We start from the raw sequence: 22113 nt of genomic DNA, 5'->3' as shown, positions 1-22113 counted from the left end.
TCCTCATTTTTAACCCCTGAAAAAATAAATCTATGGATAAACAAAAAACACCAAACGACTCACTTACTATACTCACCAATGTCGTTTTGCCTAACGAAACCAACCACTTAAACAACATGTTTGGAGGCGAGCTCCTTTCTCGCATGGACAGAGCCTGCTCTATCGCCGCTCGTCGCCATGCCGAAACTGCCCGCGTGGTTACTGCTTCGGTAAACCGTGTAGATTTCAAGGAACCAATTCCACTGGGGAGCATTGTAAAAGTAGTGGCAAAAGTTACGCGTGCATTTACCTCAAGTATGGAAGTGATTGCCGATGTTTGGGTAGAAGACACTTCGTCTGGCGAAAAAAGAAAAACCAATGTTGGAATCTACACATTTGTGGCAGTAGACGCCAACAATAAGCCTATCGAAATCCCGAAAATTACGCCACAATCGGAGCAAGAAACAGATCGCTATGAGCAAGCACTTCGTCGCAAACAATTGAGTTTACTTTTAAGCAAAAAAATTCAGCCGAGCGAAGTTCCAGATTTAAAGGATTTCCTTTTCCCAGAGGAATAATTTAAATCTAAAATCATCATTTAATTTTGATAAAAAATTCCTATATTTGGTTTAATGAATACCCCAAAAGAAGAACAAGTAGTTTTAATCAACGAGCAAGATCAAGTGCAGGGTCTTATGGGCAAAATGCAAGCGCACCAAGAAGGCGTTTTGCATCGTGCTTTTTCCGTTTTTGTATTTAATGATAAAAACGAAACGCTTTTGCAACAACGCGCACATGGCAAATACCACAGCCCAGGATTATGGACAAACACTTGTTGCAGTCACCCACGAGAAAATGAAACTTATGCAGAGGCGGCACATCGCCGAATTCAGGAAGAAATGGGATTTGATTGCGAATTAAAACCTGCTTTTCATTTTATATACAAAGCCGATGTAGGTTTGGGGCTTATCGAGCACGAGTTAGACCATGTTTTTGTAGGAAATTTTGACGGAACACCGATTCCAAATCCAGAAGAAGTTGCTGATTTTAAATGGATAAGTATGGATGATTTGGTGAAAGATGTTGCTCAAAATCCGCAAAACTACACCGAGTGGTTTAAAATTATTTTGAATCAATATCTTCAACATTTAAACAATCAATAAAATATGAAAAAAACAGCACTCAACGCTAAACACATAGCACTTGGTGCCAAAATGGTACCTTTTGCAGGTTTTGAAATGCCTGTGCAATATTCTGGCGTGAATCAGGAACACATGGTTGTGAGAGAAAAAGTGGGCGTTTTTGATGTGAGCCACATGGGGCAATTTAGAATTAAAGGTGAAAAAGCCCTAGATTTAGTGCAAAAAATCACTTCAAACGATGCCTCAAAATTAAAAGTGAATCAGGCTCAATATTCTTGCATGCCTAATGAAAAAGGCGGAATTGTAGATGATTTAATCGTTTATAAAATCGCTGATGATGAATATTTCTTGGTAGTAAATGCAGGCTGTTTAGACAAAGATTGGGAATGGGTAAATAAACAAAATGAATTTGGTTGCGAAATCACCAACGAAAGTGATGACACTTCGCTTTTGGCTGTGCAAGGTCCCAAAGCGACTGAAGCCATGCAAAGCCTTACGGATGTAAATTTAGCCGAAATCCCGTTTTATCATTTCCAGATTGGAAAATTCGCAGGTGTAGACAATGTAATCATCTCAGCAACAGGCTACACAGGTTCTGACGGGTTTGAAATTTATTTCCCAAATGAATATGCAGACCTTATGTGGGACAAAGTGATGGAAGCGGGCAAAGAATACGGCATTGAGCCTTGTGGATTGGCAGCGCGCGACACACTCCGTTTGGAAAAAGGATATTGCCTATACGGGAACGATATTTCTATGGAAACCTCTCCGCTTGAAGCTGGCTTGGGCTGGATTACTAAATTTACTAAAGATTTCATCGCATCTGATATTCTTAAAAAGCAAAAAGAAGAAGGCGTTTCAAGAAAATTGGTAGCCTTTAAAATGGTAGACCGCGGAATTCCTCGCCACGATTACGAAATCGTGGATGCCGAGGGCAACAACATCGGAAAAGTAACTTCTGGAACGCAATCTCCGATTTTGAAAGAAGGAATCGGATTGGGTTATGTGCAAAAAGCTTTTTCTAAAGTAGGAAGCGAAATCTACATCCAAGTAAGAAACAAAAGACTCAAAGCCGAGGTGGTAAAACTTCCGTTTGTGTAAATTTTTAAGCTCATAAATACTAAACTCACTACAATTTTTGTGGTGAGTTTTTTGTTTTAATTAAAATAAAAAAACATTAAAAATCTGATTTTCATAGGATTTTAAATTATTTCAAATTATTCAAGCAAAAAAGATTAAATTTGTGCCTATGAGAATCGATATTGTAACTGCAGTCCCAGATTTATTGAGCAGTCCGTTCAATGCATCTATTATGAAACGAGCCCAAGACAAAGGCTTGGTAGAAATTCATATTCATAATTTAAGAGATTATGCTACAGATAATTACAAAAGTGTAGACGATTATCCTTACGGTGGCGAAGCGGGCATGGTGATGAAAGTGGAGCCCATAGAACGCTGTTTTGAGCAATTGATGAGCGAGCGCACTTATGATGAGGTGATTTATGTAACGCCTGATGGAAAAACCTTTGACCAAAAAATGGCAAATCAATTGTCGCTTAAAGGTAATTTATTGATTCTCTGTGGTCATTACAAAGGCGTAGACCAGCGTGTGCGAGATGAATATGTAACATTAGAAATTTCGGTAGGCGATTTTGTGCTCAGCGGTGGCGAATTGGCAGCCGCTTTGGTTGTAGATGCTGTGGTGCGACTTTTGCCAGGTGTATTGAACGATGAGACATCTGCCCTTTCGGATTCGTTTCAGGATCAATTGTTGGCACCGCCTGTTTACACGCGTCCACCCGTGTGGAAAGGTCGTGAAGTTCCTGCCATTTTGATGAGCGGGAATTTTCCTAAAATCGAAGAATGGAAACACCAGCAAGCCTTAGAACGCACGCAAGAAAGACGCCCAGATTTGCTAGAAGATTAAATTATTTTGTAATTTAGTATAAAATTTAAGTCATGAAAAAATCATTAATAATCAGTTTTTTAAGTCTTTTTATATTCTTTTCTTGTAACAAAAAAGATATTTCTGCAGCCAATACCCAATCTATTGTAGAAGAATATCTTGAAAGCAATCCGCCTTATGAAACGGGCTGGATTCAGACCGAGAATTTAAAACTTTCTACTAAAAAAGACCAAAGCCAAGTGCAGATTATCAAGGATTTGGCTAAAGAGGGCTACATTAACATCGAAGAAGAAAATGTAAAAAAACGATTTTTGTCTAAAGATAGCATTTGGCAATTTTCTTTAAGTCTTACCGAAAAATCTTTGCCTTATGTCATCAATCAAAAACCGAACAAAACAGAAGTAAAAACAATTGAATATCAACTAAATAAAGATAAAGAAATTGTTTTTATTAAGAAAAATGAAAAAAGTATTGTGTGCACAGCTGTTTTGCAAAAAGTAAAAACACCTTTTTACACATTTGGAAAAGATAAAACATCTAAATCAAATTTTATTACCAGAAAATTTAAGCTAAAATACAACGCAGAAAACGGCTGGCAAGTAGTTGATTAAACAACAAAATCCTTATGAAAAATCAAATAAATTTAATTTTACTACAAGCAATAAGTAGCTTAATTTCAGGTATTTTAGTTTCTAAAATGTCTTGGATTGGCAAAGTGGGAATTGGGTTGATTTATCGTGATTACGCCATTTTAAAAAATTGGTGGAAAGCCGCACTTTTATTTTTTGGCGTGCAACTCATTTTGATTTTAATTCTAAACATCATCCGTTGGATTTCAGGGATTGGAGCTCAAAAAATCGGTAGCTTCATTTTGCTAATTTTGAGCATTGTGGGCTTGTACTACACCTACATCGACTTTACCGAAACCTCGCATAAAATGCTGAAAACTAGTTTTCATGCAGGTTTTTATTTAGTATGGGCTAGCGTAATGATTTCGTGTTTGTATTTCTTATTTATGCGTAGAAAAATTAAACCTCAATCGACTTCAACACCTGCGGAAGAATCGTAGCGGGAAACACCTCTTGCGCCTCTTCTTGCAAAACTTTGAAGTCCTGATAGCGATTGGAAAAGTGTCCAATCATTAATTTTTTAACTTGTGCTTCCTTGGCAATTGTTGCCGCTTCTCTAGCTGTGGAATGCCCAGTTCTCACTGCAGTAGGCTTTAGTTCGTCTAAAAAAGTAGCCTCGTGATACAATAAATCTGCCCCTTGAATAATGGGGGTAATATCTGGTTTGTACATCGTGTCTGAGCAATAGGCATATTTTTTAGGTGCTGGCGCAGGATATGTTAAATCTTGATTTTTAATAATTTTCCCGTCGCTTAGTTCAAAATCAAAGCCTTTTTTTATCTTGAGATAGTCGCAAGTTTCAATTTCAGGATACTGCTGAATTGCATCCATATTAAGCTTTCTTAGCTTTGGTTTTTCGACAACTAAATATCCATTGCAATACACACGGTGATTGAGCGGAATGGTGTAAACCTCCACTTTTTTATCTTCAAAAATAAGTTCGCTTTCTGTTGATTTAAGTTCTTTAAACTCAATCGGAAAACTATTGATGCTATGTGTAAGCTTCAATTGATGGTTAATGAAAGTTTTAATCCCTTCTGGTCCAAAGATATAAAGTGGCTTTTCTCGTCCTAAAAGCTGAAATGTAGAAATCAATCCCACCAGACCAAATACATGATCTCCGTGCAAATGAGAAATGAAAATATGATCTATTTTTGAAAAACGAATTTTAGCTTTTCTAAGCTGTACTTGCGTTCCTTCGCCACAATCAATGAGCAGAAATCGCTCGTTTACATTCACTACTTGCGCACTTGGATGAGTATGTGCCGTAGGGATTGCAGAATTAAAACCAAGTACCGTAACCTGAATGCTCACTTTTTATGCTTTTAGTTCAGCGATTTTAGTGATAGCTCCTTTGGGTTTATCTCCTAATTTACAAAGGATTTCGGCGTCTAGAGGCAAGAAAACATCTAATCTTGAACCAAATTTTATGAACCCATACTCCTGCCCCGCTTTTGCCTCATCTCCCACTTTTGGATAAATAACAATGCGGCGTGCAACGGCTCCTGCTATCTGGCGGAACAGAACTTCTTGCCCGTTGGCAGTTTCTACCACAGTGGTTGTTCTTTCGTTTAATTCAGAAGATTTTGGGTGAAATGCTACTAGGTATTTGCCCGCATGGTATTTCACAAATTTCACGATGCCACTCACAGGATATCGGCACACATGCACATTAAGCGGGCTCATAAAGATTGAAAGCTGAATCACTTCACGCTTTAGATATTCTTTTTCGTATACTTTCTCTAGCACGACAACTTTTCCGTCTACGGGTGCAATTACATCGAGCGAAGCACTCTCAGACACTCGGTTGGGATTTCTAAAGAACCATACGATGAATAAGTAAAAACAAGTAATAAATAATAAAATAATATAGCTCCATGGTGCTGGAGTATATTTATTGACCAATATTCCTATAATTACAAATGCAATTAATGTAAAAAGTAATATTCTCTTTCCTTCTTTATGTAATCTCATAATTCAAAAATCGTGTAATAAGTGTAAACAACTACGCTCACCATTAAAAAACTATCTAATCTATCTAAAAAACCACCATGCCCAGGGATAAGATTTCCACTATCTTTTACCCCGAACAAGCGTTTTATTTTTGACTCAGCTAAATCTCCAAGCGGCGCAAAAATACCAATTAAAATAGAAATTACAATCCAATTTCCATGAATATTTTTTAAATAATATTCAATAAAAATTCCCAGCAATACTACCGAGATCAATCCCCCTGCTAGCCCTTCAAGGGTTTTATTCTTTGAGATTTTAGTGAATGTTGTTTTCCCAATCAAGCTGCCTGTGATGTAGGCAAATGTATCGCTAAACCATATTAAAGCAAAGATTAAGAACAACGGATTAAGCTTCTCGAAACCAACGACATCACTCGGAAAAATAAATCTAAACATTAAGGCAAATGGTAGCCCTAAATAGATGACCATAAATATTAATTTGGAGGTGTCATAAGCAATTTCATCTGGGCGTTTAAAGATGACATAGACAAGCATAAAAAATAGCAAACTAGGCATCAATGCTACCAGACTAAAAGGCTCATAACTCTGTCCGTGATAAAACCGATAAGCATAGGTGCCGAATAAATAAGCACTCACTGCCAGTACGGCTACTACATACCAAATATTATCGAAATCAAGGATTTTTTGCAGTTCCCAAAAGCACAATGCAAACAGTAGGGCAAATCCTATGATAAGAGTAAGCGGACTATAAAGACTGAAAAATGCAATTAGTAACACATAAATCAAGCCTGAGACAGCTCTAAGTGTAAAATTATTCATCTTCAAGAAGTAATAAATAAATTTTAGGTTTTAATGAATTTTCAAGATTCGAGTGGTGATCTATATTTGTCCCACCGATGGAAGTAATGCTTCCTGTGTTTTCTTTGTTTCTATTGATTTTAATCATTGCATCTTTCAGCGATTTTTCGATTTGAGAAAATCTAGAAAATACAATAAATGTTTGTGGTAAATCCTTAGGGAACCTCCCTCCTAAATCCTTAGATGAAAGAACAATAGAACCATTAAAGGCGTTTAGACTTATACATTTAATAAAGCAACTGTCTGCCGCTGGAGAAATAGATTTTAGATAATAAATCCCTAATTGCATCAACCATTTCTGCAATTGCTCATCAAAACAAACAATGGGACCTAATCGATCTTTTTCTAAAATTTCCTTTAAATAGCTACTCGCTACTTTTAAACTTTCGCAATACAAAAAATGCCCCCCTGCAGAAGTGAAATTGGTTACAAATCTCTCTTCTGTAGAAATTTCCTCTGGATAAGATATATCTATCTCATGAGAATCCTCTTCTGCCTCTGAAGAAGAATTCTTACGAAATAAACTTTTAAAACCTTCCCAAAAATTAGACATATTCCTTTGCAAAGTATTATTAATCCAACAAATATATAAAATTTTACTTGATACTTAATATTTTTAATCAAATTTGTTTTATAACTAATCTTTTCTTGCCTATTTGCTCCCAAATTTTTCTTAAAAAAACACCTCATTCGGCGTTAATTTATAAGTACATTTTTTCAATCCTTTTTTATTGATTAAATTGCGATGATTTATGAAGAAACATTTATTCAATTTCTGGAAGATTTTAAAGAAAACAACGCTAATGTGGCTAGATGCCGATCCATTTAGACAAAGTGCCATTATATCTTATTATGCTATTTTGTCTTTGCCGGGGCTTTTGATAATTATCATATGGTCGCTGGGACAAATATGGGGAGAGAGTGCCATCAAAGGAGAAATTGTAGAACATATACAGGATATGATGGGGCTGAAATCTGCTGAGTTTATCGAAAACATTATCCAAAATGCTTACTTAGATGCTGGTGCCCAGTGGTATATGCAGGTAATAGGTATCGGAACGCTGGTATTTGCAGCTACTACTTTATTTTTCCAATTTCAGAAATCGCTTAACCATATATGGAGCGTTCAGGTTAATGAAGATAATGCCATGTGGAGAGTTGTTGTAGACAGGATTAAATCTATGCTTTTAATCATAGTACTTGCTTTGCTTATATTGCTCTCTTTACTTTCCAGTTCCGTTCTAGCCTCTTTTAAGGAAACACTAGAATTTTATGTAGGTGGAGAGTGGACTTATTTCTTTAAAATAAGCAACTACATTCTGAGTTTTGGAGTGCTAGCAGTTCTATTTTCTATCATGTACAAGACTTTGCCAGATGTAAAAATCCCATGGAGAATGGTTTGGATCGGAGGCTTTGTAACAGCCATACTCTTCAACATTGGTAAATGGGCGTTGAGTTACTATTTCAGCATTGCCAATCCTAGCTCTGGCTTTGGTGCTGCGAGTACCATTATTTTCATCATGATTTGGATTAACTATACTACCTTAATCCTACTATTTGGGGCGCAATTTACTCAAATATATGGTGTTATAAATAATTACAAAGTTAAACCCAATGACTATGCTAGATGGAATGATCAATACATTCTTAAACATAAAAATAGGGTGATGAAAAGGCTCTTTCAAAATAAAGTTAAAGAACTGGAAGAACTAGACCACAACATAAAAACTGGATATTACAGAGACACCAACGAGGATTCTAAATCCATGGAATTTGTGGAAGAATTAAACAGCAATAACGAGAATTTAATCAATAAAATTATTGAAGGATTTAATAAATTAAAACAATCACTTAATAAGAAAACAAATGAATAATCAGCATATTATCATCGCAATCGACGGTTTTTCTTCAACGGGAAAAAGCACTATTGCCAAACAGGTAGCCAAACGAAAAAATTTAATCCATGTGGATACTGGGGCGATGTACCGTGCCGTAACTTTGTATGCGATTCAGAATAACTTGATCGACGAAAAGGGCAATGTAGATGATGACTTTGCAAATCATTTGTCTGAAATTTCAATTGAATTTAAATACAACAAGGCTGAGCAAATCAATGAGACTTACCTAAACGGACAAAATGTGGAGAACGAAATTCGTGAAATGCGAGTAGCAAATGTAGTGAGTTTCATCGCTGCAATTCCAGAGGTGCGTGCCTTCTTGGTTGAACAACAGCGCGACATGGGCAAAAAACAATCACTTGTGATGGACGGGCGCGACATCGGGACAGTAGTTTTCCCAAAGGCTGATTACAAATTCTTTATCACCGCGCGACCAGAAGTGCGTGCCAAACGCCGATACGATGAATTAATCGCTAAAGGAAAAGATGTAAATCTTGAAGAAATTACCAAAAATGTGATTGAACGCGACCACATCGACACCACTCGAGCTATTTCTCCGCTCAAAAAAGCAGAAGATGCCATCGAGATAGACAATTCAGATTTAAACCGAGAAGAAACCTTAGAAAAAGTTTTAAGCTATCTTACATTTTGAAAGAAAAAATTAGCATAATTCTACAAACCCTCCCGCACAAACCTGGTGTGTACCAGCACCTTGATAAGAACGGAACGGTGATTTATGTAGGAAAAGCCAAAGATTTAAAAAAAAGAGTTTCGTCGTATTTTCAGAAAGAACACGACTCCGCTCGCACACGCCTTTTGGTGCGCAAAATCGAAGACATCAAAACCATTGTGGTAGAAACGGAATTTGATGCGCTTTTGCTTGAAAATAATTTAATTAAAAAATACCAGCCCAAGTACAATGTAATGCTCAAAGACGATAAATCCTACCCTTGGATTTGCGTTAAAAAAGAGCGTTTTCCTCGCATTATTTATACCCGAAACATGGTTAAAGACGGCTCGGAATACTTCGGCCCCTATGCCAATCCCCGCATTGCCAAAATTCTGCTTCAGCTATTTAAAGAGATTTACAACATTCGCACTTGTAATTATGATTTATCTGAACATAAAATAAATGAAGGCAAATATAAAGTGTGCTTGGAATATCATTTAGGAAATTGCCTAGGCCCATGCGAAGGCTTGCAGACCGAAGAAGAGTACATGAAAATGATTGACAATGCGAGAAACATCTTAAAAGGAAATTTTAAAGAAGCCAAAGCTTATCTCGTGGAGCAAATGAATGAATTTGCTCAAAAATTGGAATTTGAAAAAGCACAAAACATCAAAGAAAAGCTGGAGATTTTAGAAAAATATCAGGCGCGTTCTACCGTGATTCACCCATCAATCACCAATGTAGATGTGTATTCCATCACCTCAGACGAAAGCTATGCATACATCAATTTCTTTAATATTGTAAATGGTGCCATCATTCGCAGCCACACGACTGAAATCAAAAAGAAATTGGAAGAAACTGATGAGGAAATTCTGGCTCAAGCCATCATTGAGTTGCGCGAGCGTTTTCCGTCGAATGCGAGAGAAATTTACCTTCCGTTTGAATTAGATTTTGAAATCCCTGGGGTGAAAATCACCGTGCCACTCATCGGGGATAAGCGAAAAATCGTAGAACTCTCGGAAAAAAATGCGAAATATTATAAAATTGAAAAATTAAAACAGACCAAAATCGTAGATCCCGATCGCCATACCAATCGCATCATGGCACAAATGAAAGCGGATTTGCACCTTCCCGTGGAACCTCGCCATATCGAAGGTTTTGACAACTCAAACATTCAAGGAACAAATCCTGTTTCGGCTTGCGTGGTCTTTAAAAATGGGAAGCCTAGCAAAAAGGATTATCGCATATTTAATGTAAAAACGGTGGAAGGTCCCGATGATTTTGCGAGTATGGAAGAAGTGATTTATCGCCACTACAAACGAATGCTCGAAGAGGGCGAACCTCTTCCGCAATTAATCCTAATTGATGGAGGAAAAGGTCAGTTAGGAGCTGCTTTGAAAAGTTTGGACAAATTGGGCTTGCGCGGAAAAATTTCAATCATAGGAATTGCCAAAAGATTGGAAGAAATCTTTTTCCCAGGCGACAGCACGCCACTTTATCTAGACAAAACTTCTGAGACTTTGAAAGTCTTGCAACATGTGCGAAACGAGTCGCACCGATTTGGGATTACACGCCACCGCAATCGCCGCAGCAAAAATGCCTTTAATTCTGAATTAGAAAACATCAAGGGGATTGGTGAGCAGAGCATTAAAGATTTATTAAAGCATTTTAAATCGGTAGAGAGAATTAAACATGCCGAGCAAAAGGAGCTGGAAGAGGTGCTAGGGGTGCACAAAGCGGGTTTGGTTTTCAAATACTTTCACCCTTAAATAAAAAAGAAAATAGCCCCGAGAGATCGGAGCTACTTTCAATCATTTTAATATCTGAAAAAAGAAACGAATTGTTTACTTTTATTTTTTGGCTAAAATTCTGCGAGCACAATCAGATGCAGCGATTAATCCACCTGCCATCATGATAATGTCTTTGAGCACCAAACGACCTGCACCTGAAAGGTATGGGAATCCGTAGTTTGGAGTCGGCATATCTCCGCCTAAATTTGGTACATATACCTCTGGCGTAGTAATTAGGAATGAAAGTGTTACGATTGACATTCCGAATGTTAATAATCCTCCCCAAACACCGATTTGTGGTGACCAAATTCCAAGTAAAACTAAAATACCGATTGTTACGATCACGGTTCCAAGACCATAAGAGAACACATAAGTTCCGTTTTCTTTGTGCCACTCGATGTTTTCTTTCACCATTTTCCCCTCTGGGTTGCGGTGCAATTTGTATTGTGCCACAGTTTCACCTTTTTCGTTTACACCTGTTTTACCTGTGTTGTTGTAGAAAAAGTTCATAAATGGACTATTTGTTACAAAAGGCACGATTCCATCTGCTTCGTATTGGCAAACTTTTAATCCACCAATCCATGCCATAACGATGAAAATTGCCACACGCATAAAGTTGATAAACTGTGACTGACTGTCGCTTAAAAATTGAAATACTTTATTCATAAATTCTATGTTTTTATTCTTTCTTTAGTCTAAAGTTGTTGCATTTTCGATTTGGAAATCACCTTTAATCATACGGTGAACATAGCAATTGTCTGCTTGTTTTAGCAATTCAGCTCTTTGCTCTTCTGTGATGTCTCCTTCGATTTTAATTGCCACTTTCACTACTGTTTTTAGTCCGCCTTCTTCTCTGCTCACATCTTGAGAAAGCTCTGCAGTAACATCTCCGATTTCCCAATTTTTCAATCTTGCGATATAACGCACAGTAGCTACTTTACACATTGCAATTCCTCCTAGCAAAAGCTCTGTAGGTGCCAATCCTAAATCAGTTCCTTTACTTTTTATAGGCTCATCACCTATGATGGTGTGTGTTCCGTTGGTAATAATACTTTGAAAACCTTCTGGTAAATTTTTAATTTTAATAGTTGCCATAATTAATGTTTTTATTTTTTTTGACACTGCAAATATACGGCAACCTTGATATTCTATAGAATGGATAAAAATAGAAAAAGCATAGACTATTTTGCCACCTCGGAAATCCCGACTTGATCGCGGTAAAAAGTAGGCGAAATCCCTACTGCATTTTTAAAATATCGGCTAAAGTAAAATTCATCTTCAAAACCCAGATTACTAGCGATTTCTTTTACCGATTGATTGGTTAAATGCAATTGTTTTTTAGCTTCTAAAATGGTGCGCTCCTGCAAGAGTTGTGTAGGCGTTTTGCCAAAATGCTTTTTAACCTTTTTACTAAAGGCACTTACCGAAACGCCGTATAAATCCGCATAAAATGAGGGCGATTTTTCGGTTAAAAAGTATTGCTCTATCAATTGCTGAAAGCTTGCAATATGCGTTAAATCCGTTTTATACTGCGTAGGATTGGTGATTTTGTGCTGTTTCTCTTTGCTACTTAACGCCAAAATCAGTTGTAAATAAGTTTTTAAAATCGAATTGTCGAAATTGTTTTTGGCATAGCCAAAGTTTTTGATTTTCTGAACAATATCAAGCACTTCGGCATAAGTCTCATCAGACACTGCTACATGTGGCTCATCATAAATATTATTGAACAAAATTCCATTACAAGCTACCTCTTTGTTATGATACTCTATACAATAAAAATCGCCATGAAAGGCAATGCTGGTGAACAAAAGATTGTCGCCTCCCTCCCACTTGAGCAATTGGTAAGGCGACAAAAATAAAAGTGTTTTTCCTTGGGTGTTGTAGTCTACAAAATCCACAGAAAAGCGTGCATCGCCATCGAACGCCAAAATATAATAATATGGCGCACTTAGCCCCTCGGCAAAATCTTGTGAATTTTTGTTTGAAACTTGATATAAATACTCCACCCGTAGAAATTATTTTAATTCTTTGATTTTAATTTTTCTAAAATCAATTGGGAATCCTTCGTATTGCAAAAGAATTCTACCACTTTGCACATTTGGATTTTCTCCTTGGTTCACGATTTTCCCATTCAGTTTTTGAATAATTTTTCCGTCTTTGCAAATCACTTGCAATTTATTCCATTTTCCGATTGGTTTTTCGTTGGATAAGATACGATCATACACCACACTTTTTCCAGCCTCGGTTGTTTTGCCATTGATGTCCAAAGTTACGCCTTGCAAAAAGATAAAATCTCCCGTAGTGCCTTCTTTAATCTGAAATTGAATTCCTCTTGGCCAAAGCATATCTTCTTGATTTTCTGGCACGAGATACATTACTCCACTGTTTTTGGTATCCATTCTGCGTTCAAAAGAGGCATCATCGTTCCATCTGAATTGCAAAGTAAGTTCAAAGTTTTTGTATGATTTTTTAGACATTAAATAACCTGGCGTTTTGCCATACATTTTGATTGCTTTATCCTTTACAGCAAATACCTCTTCTGCATTATCATGCACACCAGTTGCTTTGCTATAAGCATACCATTGGCTTAAATCTTTACCATTGAAAAGGCAAGATTTCTGTGCCATGAGGTTTGCGCTTAAAGCAAAAAATAATATAAAAATCGAGTTTTTAAAATTCATGATTTTATTTAATTTCTTCAAATATACTTATTTCATCACAGATTGGTGATAATCTTTAGGGAAATCTTTTCCGCCCCAAGCTTTTTGCGATGTCCATTCTTGGTTCGGTGCTGTCCAGAAATCGTGATCGGCTGGCAAGCCAAGTGGCAGGAATACAAGCGAAGTCATATACATACTTCCGTTGTTTGAATAGTAATCGGCTAAATTTGGATGACTTCCTAAAAAGCCTAAGTTTAAGAATCCTGCTTTATTAAAGTTATCATTTCCGCTAAACAATCTTTTCATCACACTTGTTAGGGCGTTTCTCACCTGTCCGTTGGTCAAAGGTTCTGGCAACTTATATTTCCAAGCCGCTAAAGCCAATGTCTGGAATGTTGCCATGCGATAAGTTACCGAACGACCAAATGGCGGATAAGTGGCTTCTGGCGAAATCATTCTTTCAATCAAAATATTGTATCGTTGCATTCTTCTAAAAGCCAAATCAAAGCTGATGGCTCCTCTCACTTTGTTGCGTTCCATGATTTCTAAATCTTCTACAAGCATCGGGTGAATCACATATGCATTGTAATAATCTAGCGAAAATTCTTTCCCATCTGAGTAAAATCCATCTCCCACATACCATTCGTTGATTTTTCGGGTGGCAACTTCTAGTGCAAATCCGTCGTACTCTGCCCCTATCGAAAGCAAAAATGTTTCTATCGTAGCTCTAAAAAGCAACCAGTTGTTATAGGCTGGTTTTATTTTTTCCAATTTTTTAAAAGCTTTGATGTATCGATCTTTAGTCACTTGATCGAGTGGCTCCCAAAGGGCTTTTGGAGCACGCATAAAGCTAGTTGCAATGTACGAAGCGTCTACCAAAATCTGCGTTTCGCCCTCCCATAAAAGGTAATCTGGCGATTGTGGGTCTACGGCATTTTTATAAGATTGAAGTGCCCATTTCTTGAGCTGCTTGCGCTGTTTTCCTTCTGCAGTATTATCATCTGGAAGGCTCAGCCATGGCGCAATTCCCGCCATTAAACGCCCAAAAGCTTCCATATATGCCACTTCTTTGTTTCTGCCGTCCCAAGTAGGGCTATATTCCGCGGGCATGTTTTGATGTAACTTCCCCTCGCTCATGTTTTTAAGCACAGGAACCGACATCTTATAAGCTAAATCACTCCAGTATTTTCGGACATTTTCTTGCGCCGAAACTTGTAACTGTACAAAACTTAAAATTACAATTAAAACTATTTTCTTCATGTTATTAAAATTTAATTTCAGCTTAAAGATATAAATTTTAAAATTTCACGCCAAGTATATGTGCAAAAAACACTATCCTAACTGACAAAAATCGTTTTTTGATGATTTTTAACCATAAAAAAATCGCAAAGAATTGTAATCTCTGCGATTTTTTTATGCTCTTTAAATTTAATTTAATCCAAGAAAATCTCGTTTTGTTGTTGCTCTTCCCATTCAAGGAATCGCTCAATTTCTTGGTTTACTTTCTTGATTCCGTATCCCATAATGATGACATCGTCAAGGAATCCGCCTGGGATGAAATCTGGAATTAAATCCAACGGCGACACGGCATAAATCACAGCCCCTAATCCTATGATGATATTTGCTTTGCTCTTTGGCTTGTATTCGCCTTTAATCATCAAAGGAACCATTCTTGAGAAAGCTTTTGCTTTTTCTTGAATATTATCTTTATTTATTTCGTGTCTATTATTCCAAAGCTCGCTTAATAGTCTTCTCTTGCCCATAAATTATTTTTTCATCTAATTTTCAAAAATTATTCCATTTTTTTTAGAATCCTACAAACAGCTGCTGCAAATCGTCTCCCTCCCAATCATGCATTCCGATTGCTTCTTTCACCACTTTCTTATCTTTATCTATAATATAAGTTGTAGGGAAAGCTTTTGGCATTAAATCTTTATCAATTAAAGATTTAGCCTCATATACAGGCACATTGATATTATTTTCATTCAAAAATGCTTGATATTTTTCGGGCTTATCATTTATGGGGATTAAGATAAATTCCACTTTGTCGCCATACTTTTGATACAGCTTTTCGATACTTGGCATCTCTGCTTTGCACGGCGGGCACCAGCTACCCCAAAAATGTAAAAAAATCGGTTTTTGAATGTTTTTTAAATTCAATTCTTCGCCCGTAGTTTTTTCTAAATCCAAATCCAATTGACTTGTTTGCAAAGCTTGTCCTTCCTCAAACTTGGGTTCTGGTGCTTTGCAGGCATTCAATGCTAAAATGGAAAAAATGATTAAAAATAATTTTCTCATTTATTTTTCTAATAAGTCCAAAAATTCGTTGATAATCGCGTTTCCTTTATCTTTATTATAAGATTTTTGAAGCTCAATTACAAACTCATCGTGGTTCATTTTGCCAGCCTTATATTCAGCCAAAAGTGTTTTTGCCCACTCAGGTCTTGGTCCCCAAACAAAGATTTCTTCCTTGGTCTCAGCATCCACTCCTACCACAATCGGGATTGATTTTCCGCCATTGGTTAAATGATGCTCGATATAGTCGCTACTATCTCTTAAAATAAAAGCGGTATCCAGCTTAGGACTTTGGTTTGCCAAGACCTCTACCACGGGCAAAATCTGTGCAGCATCTCCGCACCAGCCTTCGGTAATGGCGAATAAAATTACTTTTTTGTCTAATTTTTTAACACGCTCTTCTTGCTCTGGGCTTAAAGTCGTTTTCTTGAGCAAACGCTCGATGCGTTTAAGGTTTAAATCATAATACTGGTATTTATCATCGCTCTGGTCGCCGTTGGCAATCACATCGTTGATGTGGGCAATGTATTCTTCCCAAGTAAGGCTTTGGTTTAAATAATTTTCTACCATAATTCTATATATTTTGATTTTTAATTTTTCTCATTTTATAATTATCGTCCCAATTTCTGGCTTTTGGGGTGTGTAATTTATTCAAAGATTTCCCGACACATAGCGAAACAAAGGCATCTCCCGTAATATTCACTACCGTGCGGAACATATCAAGCGGACGATCCACAGCAAAGATTAAGGCTAAACCTACGGCTAATTTATCGGCTGGGAACCCGATCGACTCTAGCACAATAACGAGCATCACCATACCCGCTCCTGGCACGGCAGCGGAACCAATAGATGCCATCAATGCCGTGAGCACAATTGTGATTTGATCTGAAAACTCTAGCGGGAATTTCATCGCTTGGGCAATGAAAACTGCCGCCACGGCTTGGTATAAACTTGTCCCATCCATGTTGATTGTCGCCCCCACCGGCAATACAAAACTACTCACCTCTTCGTCTACGCCCAAATGTTCATTTACACGCTCTATAGTTACGGGCAAGGTTGCGGCACTCGAACTGGTGGAAAATGCCAATAATTGCGCTGGCGACATGGCTTTAAAAAATTCCTTGGGTGTTTTTTTGGTATAAATGTATCCTGCCGTAACATAAAACACCACCAATAAAGTTAAACCTATCACCACCGTTCCTGCATAGAAAGCTAATTTTTCTAGAATTTCTGGATCGTTGGATGAAACAATGACATTGGACAATAATGCAAACACGGCAAAGGGTGCAGTAAGCATGATTAAATCTACCATCTTTAGCACCACTTCGTTAAGCGAATCGAAGAAATCTTTAAGTGGTTTTGCCTTTTCGTCATCTACCAATAAAAGACTGATTCCCACAAAAATAGCAAAAAATATAATTTGCAGCATCATTCCATTGTCTGTCATAGCACCGATGATGTTGTCTGGCACCATTTCGACTAAAAAGTTTAAAGGCCCTGCTGCTTTTTGAGACGCCGCGGTATTAATCTTGTCGGAAATATCGGCATTATTGGTATAAGTCGCCGTAAGCTGATCTATCGTTTCTTGTGGGATTCCCTTTCCTGGAGCGAATAAATTGACCAAACTTAGCCCAATTACAATCGCTACAATCGTGGTACAAATATAAATTCCGATAGTGCGAATCCCCATATTTTTAAATTTTGAGATATCCTGCAAATCGGAAATTCCTTTTACAAGCGATGCCAAAATCAGCGGGATTGCAATTAGTTTTAAAAGTTTAATAAAAATAGTACCAAAAGGGGCAATCCAATCGGAAATGAATTGAGCGCCATAAGACCAAAAGGTCATTGCATAGCCAAATGCTACACCCAACACCATCCCTATCATAATTTGCCAATGCAATTCTAATTTCTTCATATTCAATAAAAAGTGATAAATATTTTTGTAGTAAAAGCAGTATGATTTTCTGCTGAATTCAGACAAATGTAATGAAATTTTTTTATATGATTTTTGTTATGAAATTTCACTTTAAAATATTTTTTATTTAAATTTACTTAATCATTTCAAATAAAATCAATTTAGAGTATGAAAAAATTTGCTTCACTTCTCGTTTTTGCATTGCTTATGCTACCCACAACGTTTTATGCACAGAAGATTTCAAATATAGATTTTGATAGCATAAAAGCTAAAATTCAAGATGAAAATTCCTCAAGCTACTACCCAAACTTAATTGAGCGGTTGAAATTGCACGATCCCACTCTCACAGAAGATGACTATACTAATCTATATTATGGAAATGTGTTTTATGAAAATTACGATCCATATGCTTTCAACAAAGAGAAATCGGATAATGAAAAGGAACTTAATAAGCAAATGAAAGCTGGCAACTTCAAAGAAGCCATTCCGCTTGCTTTAGCCATATTAGACAAAAATCCTATCGAATTGGAACCTCTCACATTCTTGATGATTGCTTATGGAAATTTGAAAGACAAAGAATCTGTAAGAAAATTTATCCCCGCTTATGCTGAATTGATCAAAGCCATAGAAAGAAGTGGCGATGGCAAAAGCAAAGAAACTGCTTATGTGATAAGCTCTGTACCAGATGAATATCAATTACTGTATTTCAAAAAATTAACCCCTATTTCCCAAAAACTTATCGATGCTAGATATGATGTGCTCGAAGTAAAAGATGAAAATGGAAATGTAGAAAATGTGTATTTTGATGTGAGCAAACCGCTTAAAAAATCTAGAGAATATTACAGCAAATAAACTTTAAGTATTCTCCACGGCTTAAAAAGTTGTTTTGGTTAAAAAAATTAAAATTTATACATTTGTTTCTATCGAAATAAATCGTAAAAAATGGAATTATTAAAAGGAAAAGTAGCGATTGTAACGGGAGCTACACGCGGAATCGGTAAGGGAATTCTTGAGAAATTTGTAGAAAATGGAGCCAAAGTTGCCTTTACTTACGCTTCTTCTGCAGAAGCTGCCAAAGCGCTAGAAGAAAAATATGGGGAAAGCGTAAAAGGCTTTCAATCAGACGCATCGGACTTTGATGCAGCACAAGAATTGGTAAACCAAGTGATTGAAGCTTTTGGGCAAATCGATATCGTAGTAAACAACGCTGGAATCACCAAAGATAACTTATTGATGCGTATGGGCTACGAGGATTGGGAAAAAGTAATCAAAGTGAATTTGGATTCTGCCTTTAATCTTACCAAGGCGGTTTTACGCCCCATGTTGAAACAACGCAGCGGTTCTATCATCAATATGAGCTCGGTGGTAGGATTGCAAGGGAATGCAGGGCAAGCTAATTATGCAGCTTCTAAGGCAGGGCTTTTGGGCTTTACCAAGTCAGTGGCACTTGAATTGGGCTCTAGAAATATCCGTTGCAACGCCATTGCACCAGGTTTTATCGAAACAGAAATGACTGCAAAATTGGACGAAAAAGTCGTAGAAGAATGGAGAAACAACATTCCACTTCGTCGTGGCGGAACACCAGAAGACATTGCCAATGCTTGTTTGTATTTAGGCTCAGAACTTTCGAGCTATGTTACAGGGCAAGTGCTTAGTGTAGATGGCGGAATGCATACTTAAAAGTTTGAATAAAACAATTCATAAAAAACAGAAGAAATTAGTTTTTCTTCTGTTTTTTTTTGTGGTTTAATTTCAAGTCTGGAATTAAACCACGCATAATTTCACCGTCCTGTCACCCTGAACTTGATTCAGAAGTCTAGTACAAAGATATTCTGAGATGAACATATCAAGAATTTTTTGAAAGCACTGTTAAAAAAAAGATTTTATAAATTAGGAAGAAGTGCTTTCGACTACAATTATATAAATATCAACTTATTAAATGTTCCTTTGATTAGGGCATGAAAAACAAAAATTCATTTTAAAATATGCCGAAAATGAGTCTGATACTAAAAACGAAATAACGGAAAAAATCTAAAAAGAAAAATATACTCAAACAATTATTATTGGATAGTACTCTTTATTTCAATATGGGATTATTTTCAATTGTTATCTCTTTAATAAAAATCTTTTCCCGCTTTTTCATTTTTTCTGAAAAATCGTTGTAGTTTTCACATTCTGTCGGTATTGGTAATCCAATTTTTGAGATTTTTCCAAGTGTCTCTTTAATTTTTAAATCATTTTTGAAAGGATTTTTATTTTTAATGGGAAATAACAGAAGACCATGCTGAGAGTTAAACCGATACATGTAAGTTATCGTTTTATAATAAATACTTAGAGCCTTTTCAGATTCGCTATGATAAGATGATGTTTTACTCCTATCCAAGGGTATGTATTTAGCATCAGCTACAATTGTCGGTTTTTCTTTGCTTATAAAATCTGGATAAATTGGTTGAATTTTATTTTCAAATAAATACTGTTTATATCGTCGTGTCTTATTTTCTGGATGTATGAAATCATCTTTTAAAATTGTATTCAAATATTCTTCCCATAACCAAGCACCATCGAACAACAATCCATAAACTTTATCCTTATTCTCGCCATAAGTTATTTTATCATGACGGAGTATCTTCAAACAAAGTTTTTGAAGAATTTTATATTCCGTAAAGTATGGATGCGAAATCGGTTGTATATTTTTTAATATGATTGCTCGTCGTTGTGATTTTTTATATGAATTTTGTGTTATGTAATTAATTTTTTGAACCAAAGCTCTAGTTTCTGTATCAGAATTAAGTACTCCATTACCCAGCTTCTTTGAACGAATGTGCTCAATGGTATGACGAATTAATTGGGTTACAGAATTATCATAACTATGTTCTCGAGTTGTATAAGCTACATTGCCTTGGAATGGAATATTTTGGCGGATATGTCGTGTTACATTTATTGCTCCCTTTACATTCGCATTATTATATTCATTTCTAATATATGCCTTGTATATTCCTTGAGAAAATGCTTTTTTTAAAAAATATGGAAAAAGATAAATTAGAAAATCCCATATGGATTCTTTATTGGAATCAGTATCAAAATTAAATAAGTTTATGGAAAATACTCTCTGAAGCATATAATGCATAAAATAGTTTTTAGACAATTCATCATTATCGAATCTTGATACTATGCTTAATTGAGTATCATTACATCCTACAAAGCCTAAGATATTATTAGTTTTGAGCGTATTATTAATAGAATCATAGTAGCAAATTGTCGCTGAGCCAATATCATCTTTATGATACCCTAAAACATTGGGAAAAACCAATAAGTCACTACTTACTTCACACAGATCTTTTATACTCTTATTTGCAAATCTTTGTATATCTTCCGTGAAAGATAAATGTAACTGATTTAATTCTAAAATTTTCGAGCTATTGTCCTGAACTTTCATTTTGATTTACTTGAAGGAAGCTGTTTCTTAAATCATTTAATTTTTCATTTGCCTCAGGAAATCCTCTAAGATACTCTATAAGTAGTGGCTCTATTCTTAATTCCCATATTTTTTTATACTTATCTTCTCCATCAAAATTTAGTAAGTAAGCTCCTCCAATATGATATGAAGAATTTAGTCCATCAATTTCAGATATTTTGTTGTTAAGATTAGTCAATCTTTTTTTATCTTCTTCGGAAAGCTTCATATTTTCCATACTATCTTGCGCTGTAATTTCTTTCCAAGTGAAACGACGACGCATAGCAAAATCAAAACTCTCAACACTTCTATCAATATCGTTCATTGTTCCGATGATGTAAACATTTTCAGGAATATAAAACATTTCGTCTGGATCATCATGCATATTCGCATACTGAGTTTTCACTGCACCTTTTTTCCCTCTATAGCCAGGATCTATTGAGAAAAACAACTCACCAAATATTTTTGAAATTTCGCCTCGGTTTATTTCATCGATGATGAAAACATATTTTTTTTCTTGAATAGGTGATTCTGAAGGTTGAACATTCGTATTATAATAGTTTGAATAAATATAGTGCAGCGTCGCCCAATAAGCAGAAGAATAACAACCTCCAATAACTTCTGTCATCGCATTGTAAATATTTGAAATCCCCTCCAATTTTTCTATCGAAGTATATACTTCTGAAAGTTTTTTTAATCTATTATAAGAAACTGTATAGACACGAGTGCTATCTGGATTTTTTGTTTTTAGAAGAATATTATCATTATCAGAAACGGAAACTATTGACATTGTGTAATTTTCAGAGTACAATGGCAACTCCTGAATTTCTCCATTTCTAATTTGATCAATATACCTTTCATAAGCAACTTCAAAACGTCTGTCAGAATTTATTTGTTCGGGGTTCTTTTTGCTATCAATTAGGTTTTTATTCGCTTTATTA

At 36.1% G+C, this 22113-nt stretch carries 25 protein-coding genes and 1 pseudogene; 11 read left to right on the top strand and 15 right to left on the bottom strand.

Annotation, left to right across the window (positions count from 1 at the left end; genetic code table 11):
• Positions 1-32 precede the first annotated feature (32 nt).
• From ORNRH_RS11310 to ORNRH_RS11285, 6 genes are all read left to right on the top strand, one after another.
• The gene (locus ORNRH_RS11310; protein ID WP_014791974.1) at positions 33-557 is read left to right on the top strand and encodes an acyl-CoA thioesterase; all 525 of its coding nucleotides are present in this window, start codon (positions 33-35) and stop codon (positions 555-557) included.
• A 54-nt stretch (positions 558-611) separates the two neighbouring features.
• Positions 612-1142 (top strand): isopentenyl-diphosphate Delta-isomerase, encoded by a 531-nt coding sequence (gene idi / locus ORNRH_RS11305; protein ID WP_014791973.1) that lies wholly within the window; start codon positions 612-614, stop codon positions 1140-1142.
• A gap of 3 nt (positions 1143-1145) precedes the next feature.
• On the top strand, positions 1146-2222 hold the full coding sequence (gene gcvT / locus ORNRH_RS11300) for a glycine cleavage system aminomethyltransferase GcvT (RefSeq protein ID WP_014791972.1): 1077 nt from the start codon (positions 1146-1148) through the stop codon (positions 2220-2222).
• Positions 2223-2370: 148 nt separating this feature from the next.
• A complete protein-coding gene (gene trmD, locus ORNRH_RS11295; protein WP_014791971.1) occupies positions 2371-3048 on the top strand; it encodes a tRNA (guanosine(37)-N1)-methyltransferase TrmD in 678 nt (225 codons plus the stop codon).
• Positions 3049-3080: 32 nt separating this feature from the next.
• Complete coding sequence (locus ORNRH_RS11290; protein WP_014791970.1) at positions 3081-3638, top strand: hypothetical protein; 558 nt, start codon at positions 3081-3083, stop codon at positions 3636-3638.
• Positions 3639-3652: 14 nt separating this feature from the next.
• Positions 3653-4096: a hypothetical protein gene (locus ORNRH_RS11285; protein WP_014791969.1), complete on the top strand. Its 444-nt coding sequence runs from the start codon at positions 3653-3655 to the stop codon at positions 4094-4096.
• Here the strand turns inward: ORNRH_RS11285 and ORNRH_RS11280 are convergent.
• From ORNRH_RS11280 to ORNRH_RS11765, 4 genes are read right to left on the bottom strand one after another with little or no spacing between them, the layout of a single operon-like run.
• Positions 4056-4970 carry a ribonuclease Z gene (locus ORNRH_RS11280; protein ID WP_014791968.1) on the bottom strand — a complete coding sequence of 305 codons (915 nt, stop codon included), beginning with the start codon at positions 4968-4970 and terminating at the stop codon, positions 4056-4058. The two genes, ORNRH_RS11285 and ORNRH_RS11280, sit on opposite strands and share 41 nt — an antisense overlap.
• Before the next feature lie 3 nt (positions 4971-4973).
• Entirely contained in the window at positions 4974-5630 is a 657-nt protein-coding gene (locus ORNRH_RS11275) for a phosphatidylserine decarboxylase family protein (RefSeq protein ID WP_014791967.1), read from the bottom strand.
• A complete protein-coding gene (locus ORNRH_RS11270) occupies positions 5627-6448 on the bottom strand; it encodes a phosphatidate cytidylyltransferase (RefSeq protein ID WP_014791966.1) in 822 nt (273 codons plus the stop codon). The genes ORNRH_RS11275 and ORNRH_RS11270 overlap by 4 nt, the downstream gene beginning before the upstream one ends.
• The gene (locus ORNRH_RS11765) at positions 6441-7040 is read right to left on the bottom strand and encodes a hypothetical protein (RefSeq protein ID WP_014791965.1); all 600 of its coding nucleotides are present in this window, start codon (positions 7038-7040) and stop codon (positions 6441-6443) included. Before ORNRH_RS11765 ends, ORNRH_RS11270 begins: the two co-directional genes overlap by 8 nt.
• Before the next feature lie 199 nt (positions 7041-7239).
• Between ORNRH_RS11765 and ORNRH_RS11260 the strand changes: the two genes are divergently transcribed.
• Genes ORNRH_RS11260 through uvrC form a run of 3 tightly spaced genes read left to right on the top strand, consistent with a single transcriptional unit; the run spans position 7240 to position 10824 of the window.
• On the top strand, positions 7240-8361 hold the full coding sequence (locus tag ORNRH_RS11260) for a YihY/virulence factor BrkB family protein (RefSeq protein WP_014791964.1): 1122 nt from the start codon (positions 7240-7242) through the stop codon (positions 8359-8361).
• Entirely contained in the window at positions 8354-9037 is a 684-nt protein-coding gene (gene cmk / locus ORNRH_RS11255; RefSeq protein WP_014791963.1) for a (d)CMP kinase, read from the top strand. Before ORNRH_RS11260 ends, cmk begins: the two co-directional genes overlap by 8 nt.
• A complete protein-coding gene (gene uvrC, locus ORNRH_RS11250; RefSeq protein ID WP_014791962.1) occupies positions 9034-10824 on the top strand; it encodes an excinuclease ABC subunit UvrC in 1791 nt (596 codons plus the stop codon). Before cmk ends, uvrC begins: the two co-directional genes overlap by 4 nt.
• An 81-nt stretch (positions 10825-10905) precedes the next feature.
• On the opposite strand, the gene rclC is transcribed toward uvrC, so the two are convergent.
• From rclC to ORNRH_RS11205, 9 genes and pseudogenes are all read right to left on the bottom strand, one after another.
• Positions 10906-11511: a reactive chlorine resistance membrane protein RclC gene (gene rclC, locus ORNRH_RS11245; protein WP_014791961.1), complete on the bottom strand. Its 606-nt coding sequence runs from the start codon at positions 11509-11511 to the stop codon at positions 10906-10908.
• A gap of 24 nt (positions 11512-11535) precedes the next feature.
• Positions 11536-11940 (bottom strand): OsmC family protein, encoded by a 405-nt coding sequence (locus tag ORNRH_RS11240; RefSeq protein ID WP_014791960.1) that lies wholly within the window; start codon positions 11938-11940, stop codon positions 11536-11538.
• 86 nt (positions 11941-12026) lie between these two features.
• A complete protein-coding gene (locus ORNRH_RS11235) occupies positions 12027-12851 on the bottom strand; it encodes a helix-turn-helix domain-containing protein (RefSeq protein WP_014791959.1) in 825 nt (274 codons plus the stop codon).
• A gap of 9 nt (positions 12852-12860) precedes the next feature.
• A complete protein-coding gene (locus ORNRH_RS11230) occupies positions 12861-13526 on the bottom strand; it encodes a 3-keto-disaccharide hydrolase (RefSeq protein ID WP_014791958.1) in 666 nt (221 codons plus the stop codon).
• A gap of 27 nt (positions 13527-13553) precedes the next feature.
• A complete protein-coding gene (locus ORNRH_RS11225) occupies positions 13554-14765 on the bottom strand; it encodes a DUF2264 domain-containing protein (RefSeq protein WP_014791957.1) in 1212 nt (403 codons plus the stop codon).
• A 248-nt stretch (positions 14766-15013) separates the two neighbouring features.
• Positions 15014-15112, bottom strand: a pseudogene (locus tag ORNRH_RS12560) (YkvA family protein); the annotation flags it as partial.
• Between the two features lie 199 nt (positions 15113-15311).
• The gene (locus tag ORNRH_RS11215; RefSeq protein WP_014791955.1) at positions 15312-15803 is read right to left on the bottom strand and encodes a TlpA family protein disulfide reductase; all 492 of its coding nucleotides are present in this window, start codon (positions 15801-15803) and stop codon (positions 15312-15314) included.
• Positions 15804-16370 (bottom strand): thioredoxin family protein, encoded by a 567-nt coding sequence (locus ORNRH_RS11210; protein WP_014791954.1) that lies wholly within the window; start codon positions 16368-16370, stop codon positions 15804-15806.
• A 4-nt stretch (positions 16371-16374) separates the two neighbouring features.
• Complete coding sequence (locus ORNRH_RS11205) at positions 16375-17718, bottom strand: dicarboxylate/amino acid:cation symporter (RefSeq protein ID WP_036602215.1); 1344 nt, start codon at positions 17716-17718, stop codon at positions 16375-16377.
• 168 nt (positions 17719-17886) lie between these two features.
• On the opposite strand from ORNRH_RS11205, the gene ORNRH_RS11200 reads away from it, so the two are divergent.
• Positions 17887-18570, top strand: a complete 684-nt coding sequence (locus ORNRH_RS11200) for a DUF4919 domain-containing protein (protein WP_014791952.1) — start codon at positions 17887-17889, stop codon at positions 18568-18570.
• A gap of 90 nt (positions 18571-18660) precedes the next feature.
• Positions 18661-19398, top strand: coding sequence for a 3-oxoacyl-[acyl-carrier-protein] reductase (gene fabG, locus ORNRH_RS11195; RefSeq protein ID WP_014791951.1), 738 nt, complete (start codon positions 18661-18663; stop codon positions 19396-19398).
• 397 nt (positions 19399-19795) lie between these two features.
• On the opposite strand, the gene ORNRH_RS11190 is transcribed toward fabG, so the two are convergent.
• Positions 19796-21154: an McrC family protein gene (locus tag ORNRH_RS11190; RefSeq protein WP_014791950.1), complete on the bottom strand. Its 1359-nt coding sequence runs from the start codon at positions 21152-21154 to the stop codon at positions 19796-19798.
• Entirely contained in the window at positions 21135-21962 is an 828-nt protein-coding gene (locus tag ORNRH_RS11760; protein WP_052040769.1) for an AAA family ATPase, read from the bottom strand. Before ORNRH_RS11760 ends, ORNRH_RS11190 begins: the two co-directional genes overlap by 20 nt.
• Positions 21963-22113: the final 151 nt, after the last annotated feature.

The sequence above is a fragment of the Ornithobacterium rhinotracheale DSM 15997 genome, assembly GCF_000265465.1.
Lineage (GTDB): Bacteria > Bacteroidota > Bacteroidia > Flavobacteriales > Weeksellaceae > Ornithobacterium > Ornithobacterium rhinotracheale.
The sequence above is the reverse complement of the archived record's forward strand: the minus strand, read 5'-3'. Positions and strand labels throughout refer to the sequence as shown.

What these genes read in the sequence shown, in the direction of transcription:
- ORNRH_RS11260 (WP_014791964.1), top strand. Translation starts at nt 7,240, where the DNA reads ATGAAGAAACATTTATTCAATTTCTGGAAGATTTTAAAGAAAACAACG.
- cmk (WP_014791963.1), top strand. Translation starts at nt 8,354, where the DNA reads ATGAATAATCAGCATATTATCATCGCAATCGACGGTTTTTCTTCAACG.
- idi (WP_014791973.1), top strand. Translation starts at nt 612, where the DNA reads ATGAATACCCCAAAAGAAGAACAAGTAGTTTTAATCAACGAGCAAGAT.
- ORNRH_RS11240 (WP_014791960.1), bottom strand. Translation starts at nt 11,940, where the DNA reads ATGGCAACTATTAAAATTAAAAATTTACCAGAAGGTTTTCAAAGTATT.
- ORNRH_RS11290 (WP_014791970.1), top strand. Translation starts at nt 3,081, where the DNA reads ATGAAAAAATCATTAATAATCAGTTTTTTAAGTCTTTTTATATTCTTT.
- ORNRH_RS11765 (WP_014791965.1), bottom strand. Translation starts at nt 7,040, where the DNA reads ATGTCTAATTTTTGGGAAGGTTTTAAAAGTTTATTTCGTAAGAATTCT.
- ORNRH_RS11230 (WP_014791958.1), bottom strand. Translation starts at nt 13,526, where the DNA reads ATGAATTTTAAAAACTCGATTTTTATATTATTTTTTGCTTTAAGCGCA.
- ORNRH_RS11205 (WP_036602215.1), bottom strand. Translation starts at nt 17,718, where the DNA reads ATGAAGAAATTAGAATTGCATTGGCAAATTATGATAGGGATGGTGTTG.
- ORNRH_RS11190 (WP_014791950.1), bottom strand. Translation starts at nt 21,154, where the DNA reads ATGAAAGTTCAGGACAATAGCTCGAAAATTTTAGAATTAAATCAGTTA.
- rclC (WP_014791961.1), bottom strand. Translation starts at nt 11,511, where the DNA reads ATGAATAAAGTATTTCAATTTTTAAGCGACAGTCAGTCACAGTTTATC.
- ORNRH_RS11285 (WP_014791969.1), top strand. Translation starts at nt 3,653, where the DNA reads ATGAAAAATCAAATAAATTTAATTTTACTACAAGCAATAAGTAGCTTA.
- trmD (WP_014791971.1), top strand. Translation starts at nt 2,371, where the DNA reads ATGAGAATCGATATTGTAACTGCAGTCCCAGATTTATTGAGCAGTCCG.
- ORNRH_RS11270 (WP_014791966.1), bottom strand. Translation starts at nt 6,448, where the DNA reads ATGAATAATTTTACACTTAGAGCTGTCTCAGGCTTGATTTATGTGTTA.
- fabG (WP_014791951.1), top strand. Translation starts at nt 18,661, where the DNA reads ATGGAATTATTAAAAGGAAAAGTAGCGATTGTAACGGGAGCTACACGC.
- ORNRH_RS11210 (WP_014791954.1), bottom strand. Translation starts at nt 16,370, where the DNA reads ATGGTAGAAAATTATTTAAACCAAAGCCTTACTTGGGAAGAATACATT.
- ORNRH_RS11760 (WP_052040769.1), bottom strand. Translation starts at nt 21,962, where the DNA reads ATGTCAATAGTTTCCGTTTCTGATAATGATAATATTCTTCTAAAAACA.
- gcvT (WP_014791972.1), top strand. Translation starts at nt 1,146, where the DNA reads ATGAAAAAAACAGCACTCAACGCTAAACACATAGCACTTGGTGCCAAA.
- ORNRH_RS11275 (WP_014791967.1), bottom strand. Translation starts at nt 5,630, where the DNA reads ATGAGATTACATAAAGAAGGAAAGAGAATATTACTTTTTACATTAATT.
- ORNRH_RS11215 (WP_014791955.1), bottom strand. Translation starts at nt 15,803, where the DNA reads ATGAGAAAATTATTTTTAATCATTTTTTCCATTTTAGCATTGAATGCC.
- ORNRH_RS11225 (WP_014791957.1), bottom strand. Translation starts at nt 14,765, where the DNA reads ATGAAGAAAATAGTTTTAATTGTAATTTTAAGTTTTGTACAGTTACAA.
- ORNRH_RS11200 (WP_014791952.1), top strand. Translation starts at nt 17,887, where the DNA reads ATGAAAAAATTTGCTTCACTTCTCGTTTTTGCATTGCTTATGCTACCC.
- ORNRH_RS11310 (WP_014791974.1), top strand. Translation starts at nt 33, where the DNA reads ATGGATAAACAAAAAACACCAAACGACTCACTTACTATACTCACCAAT.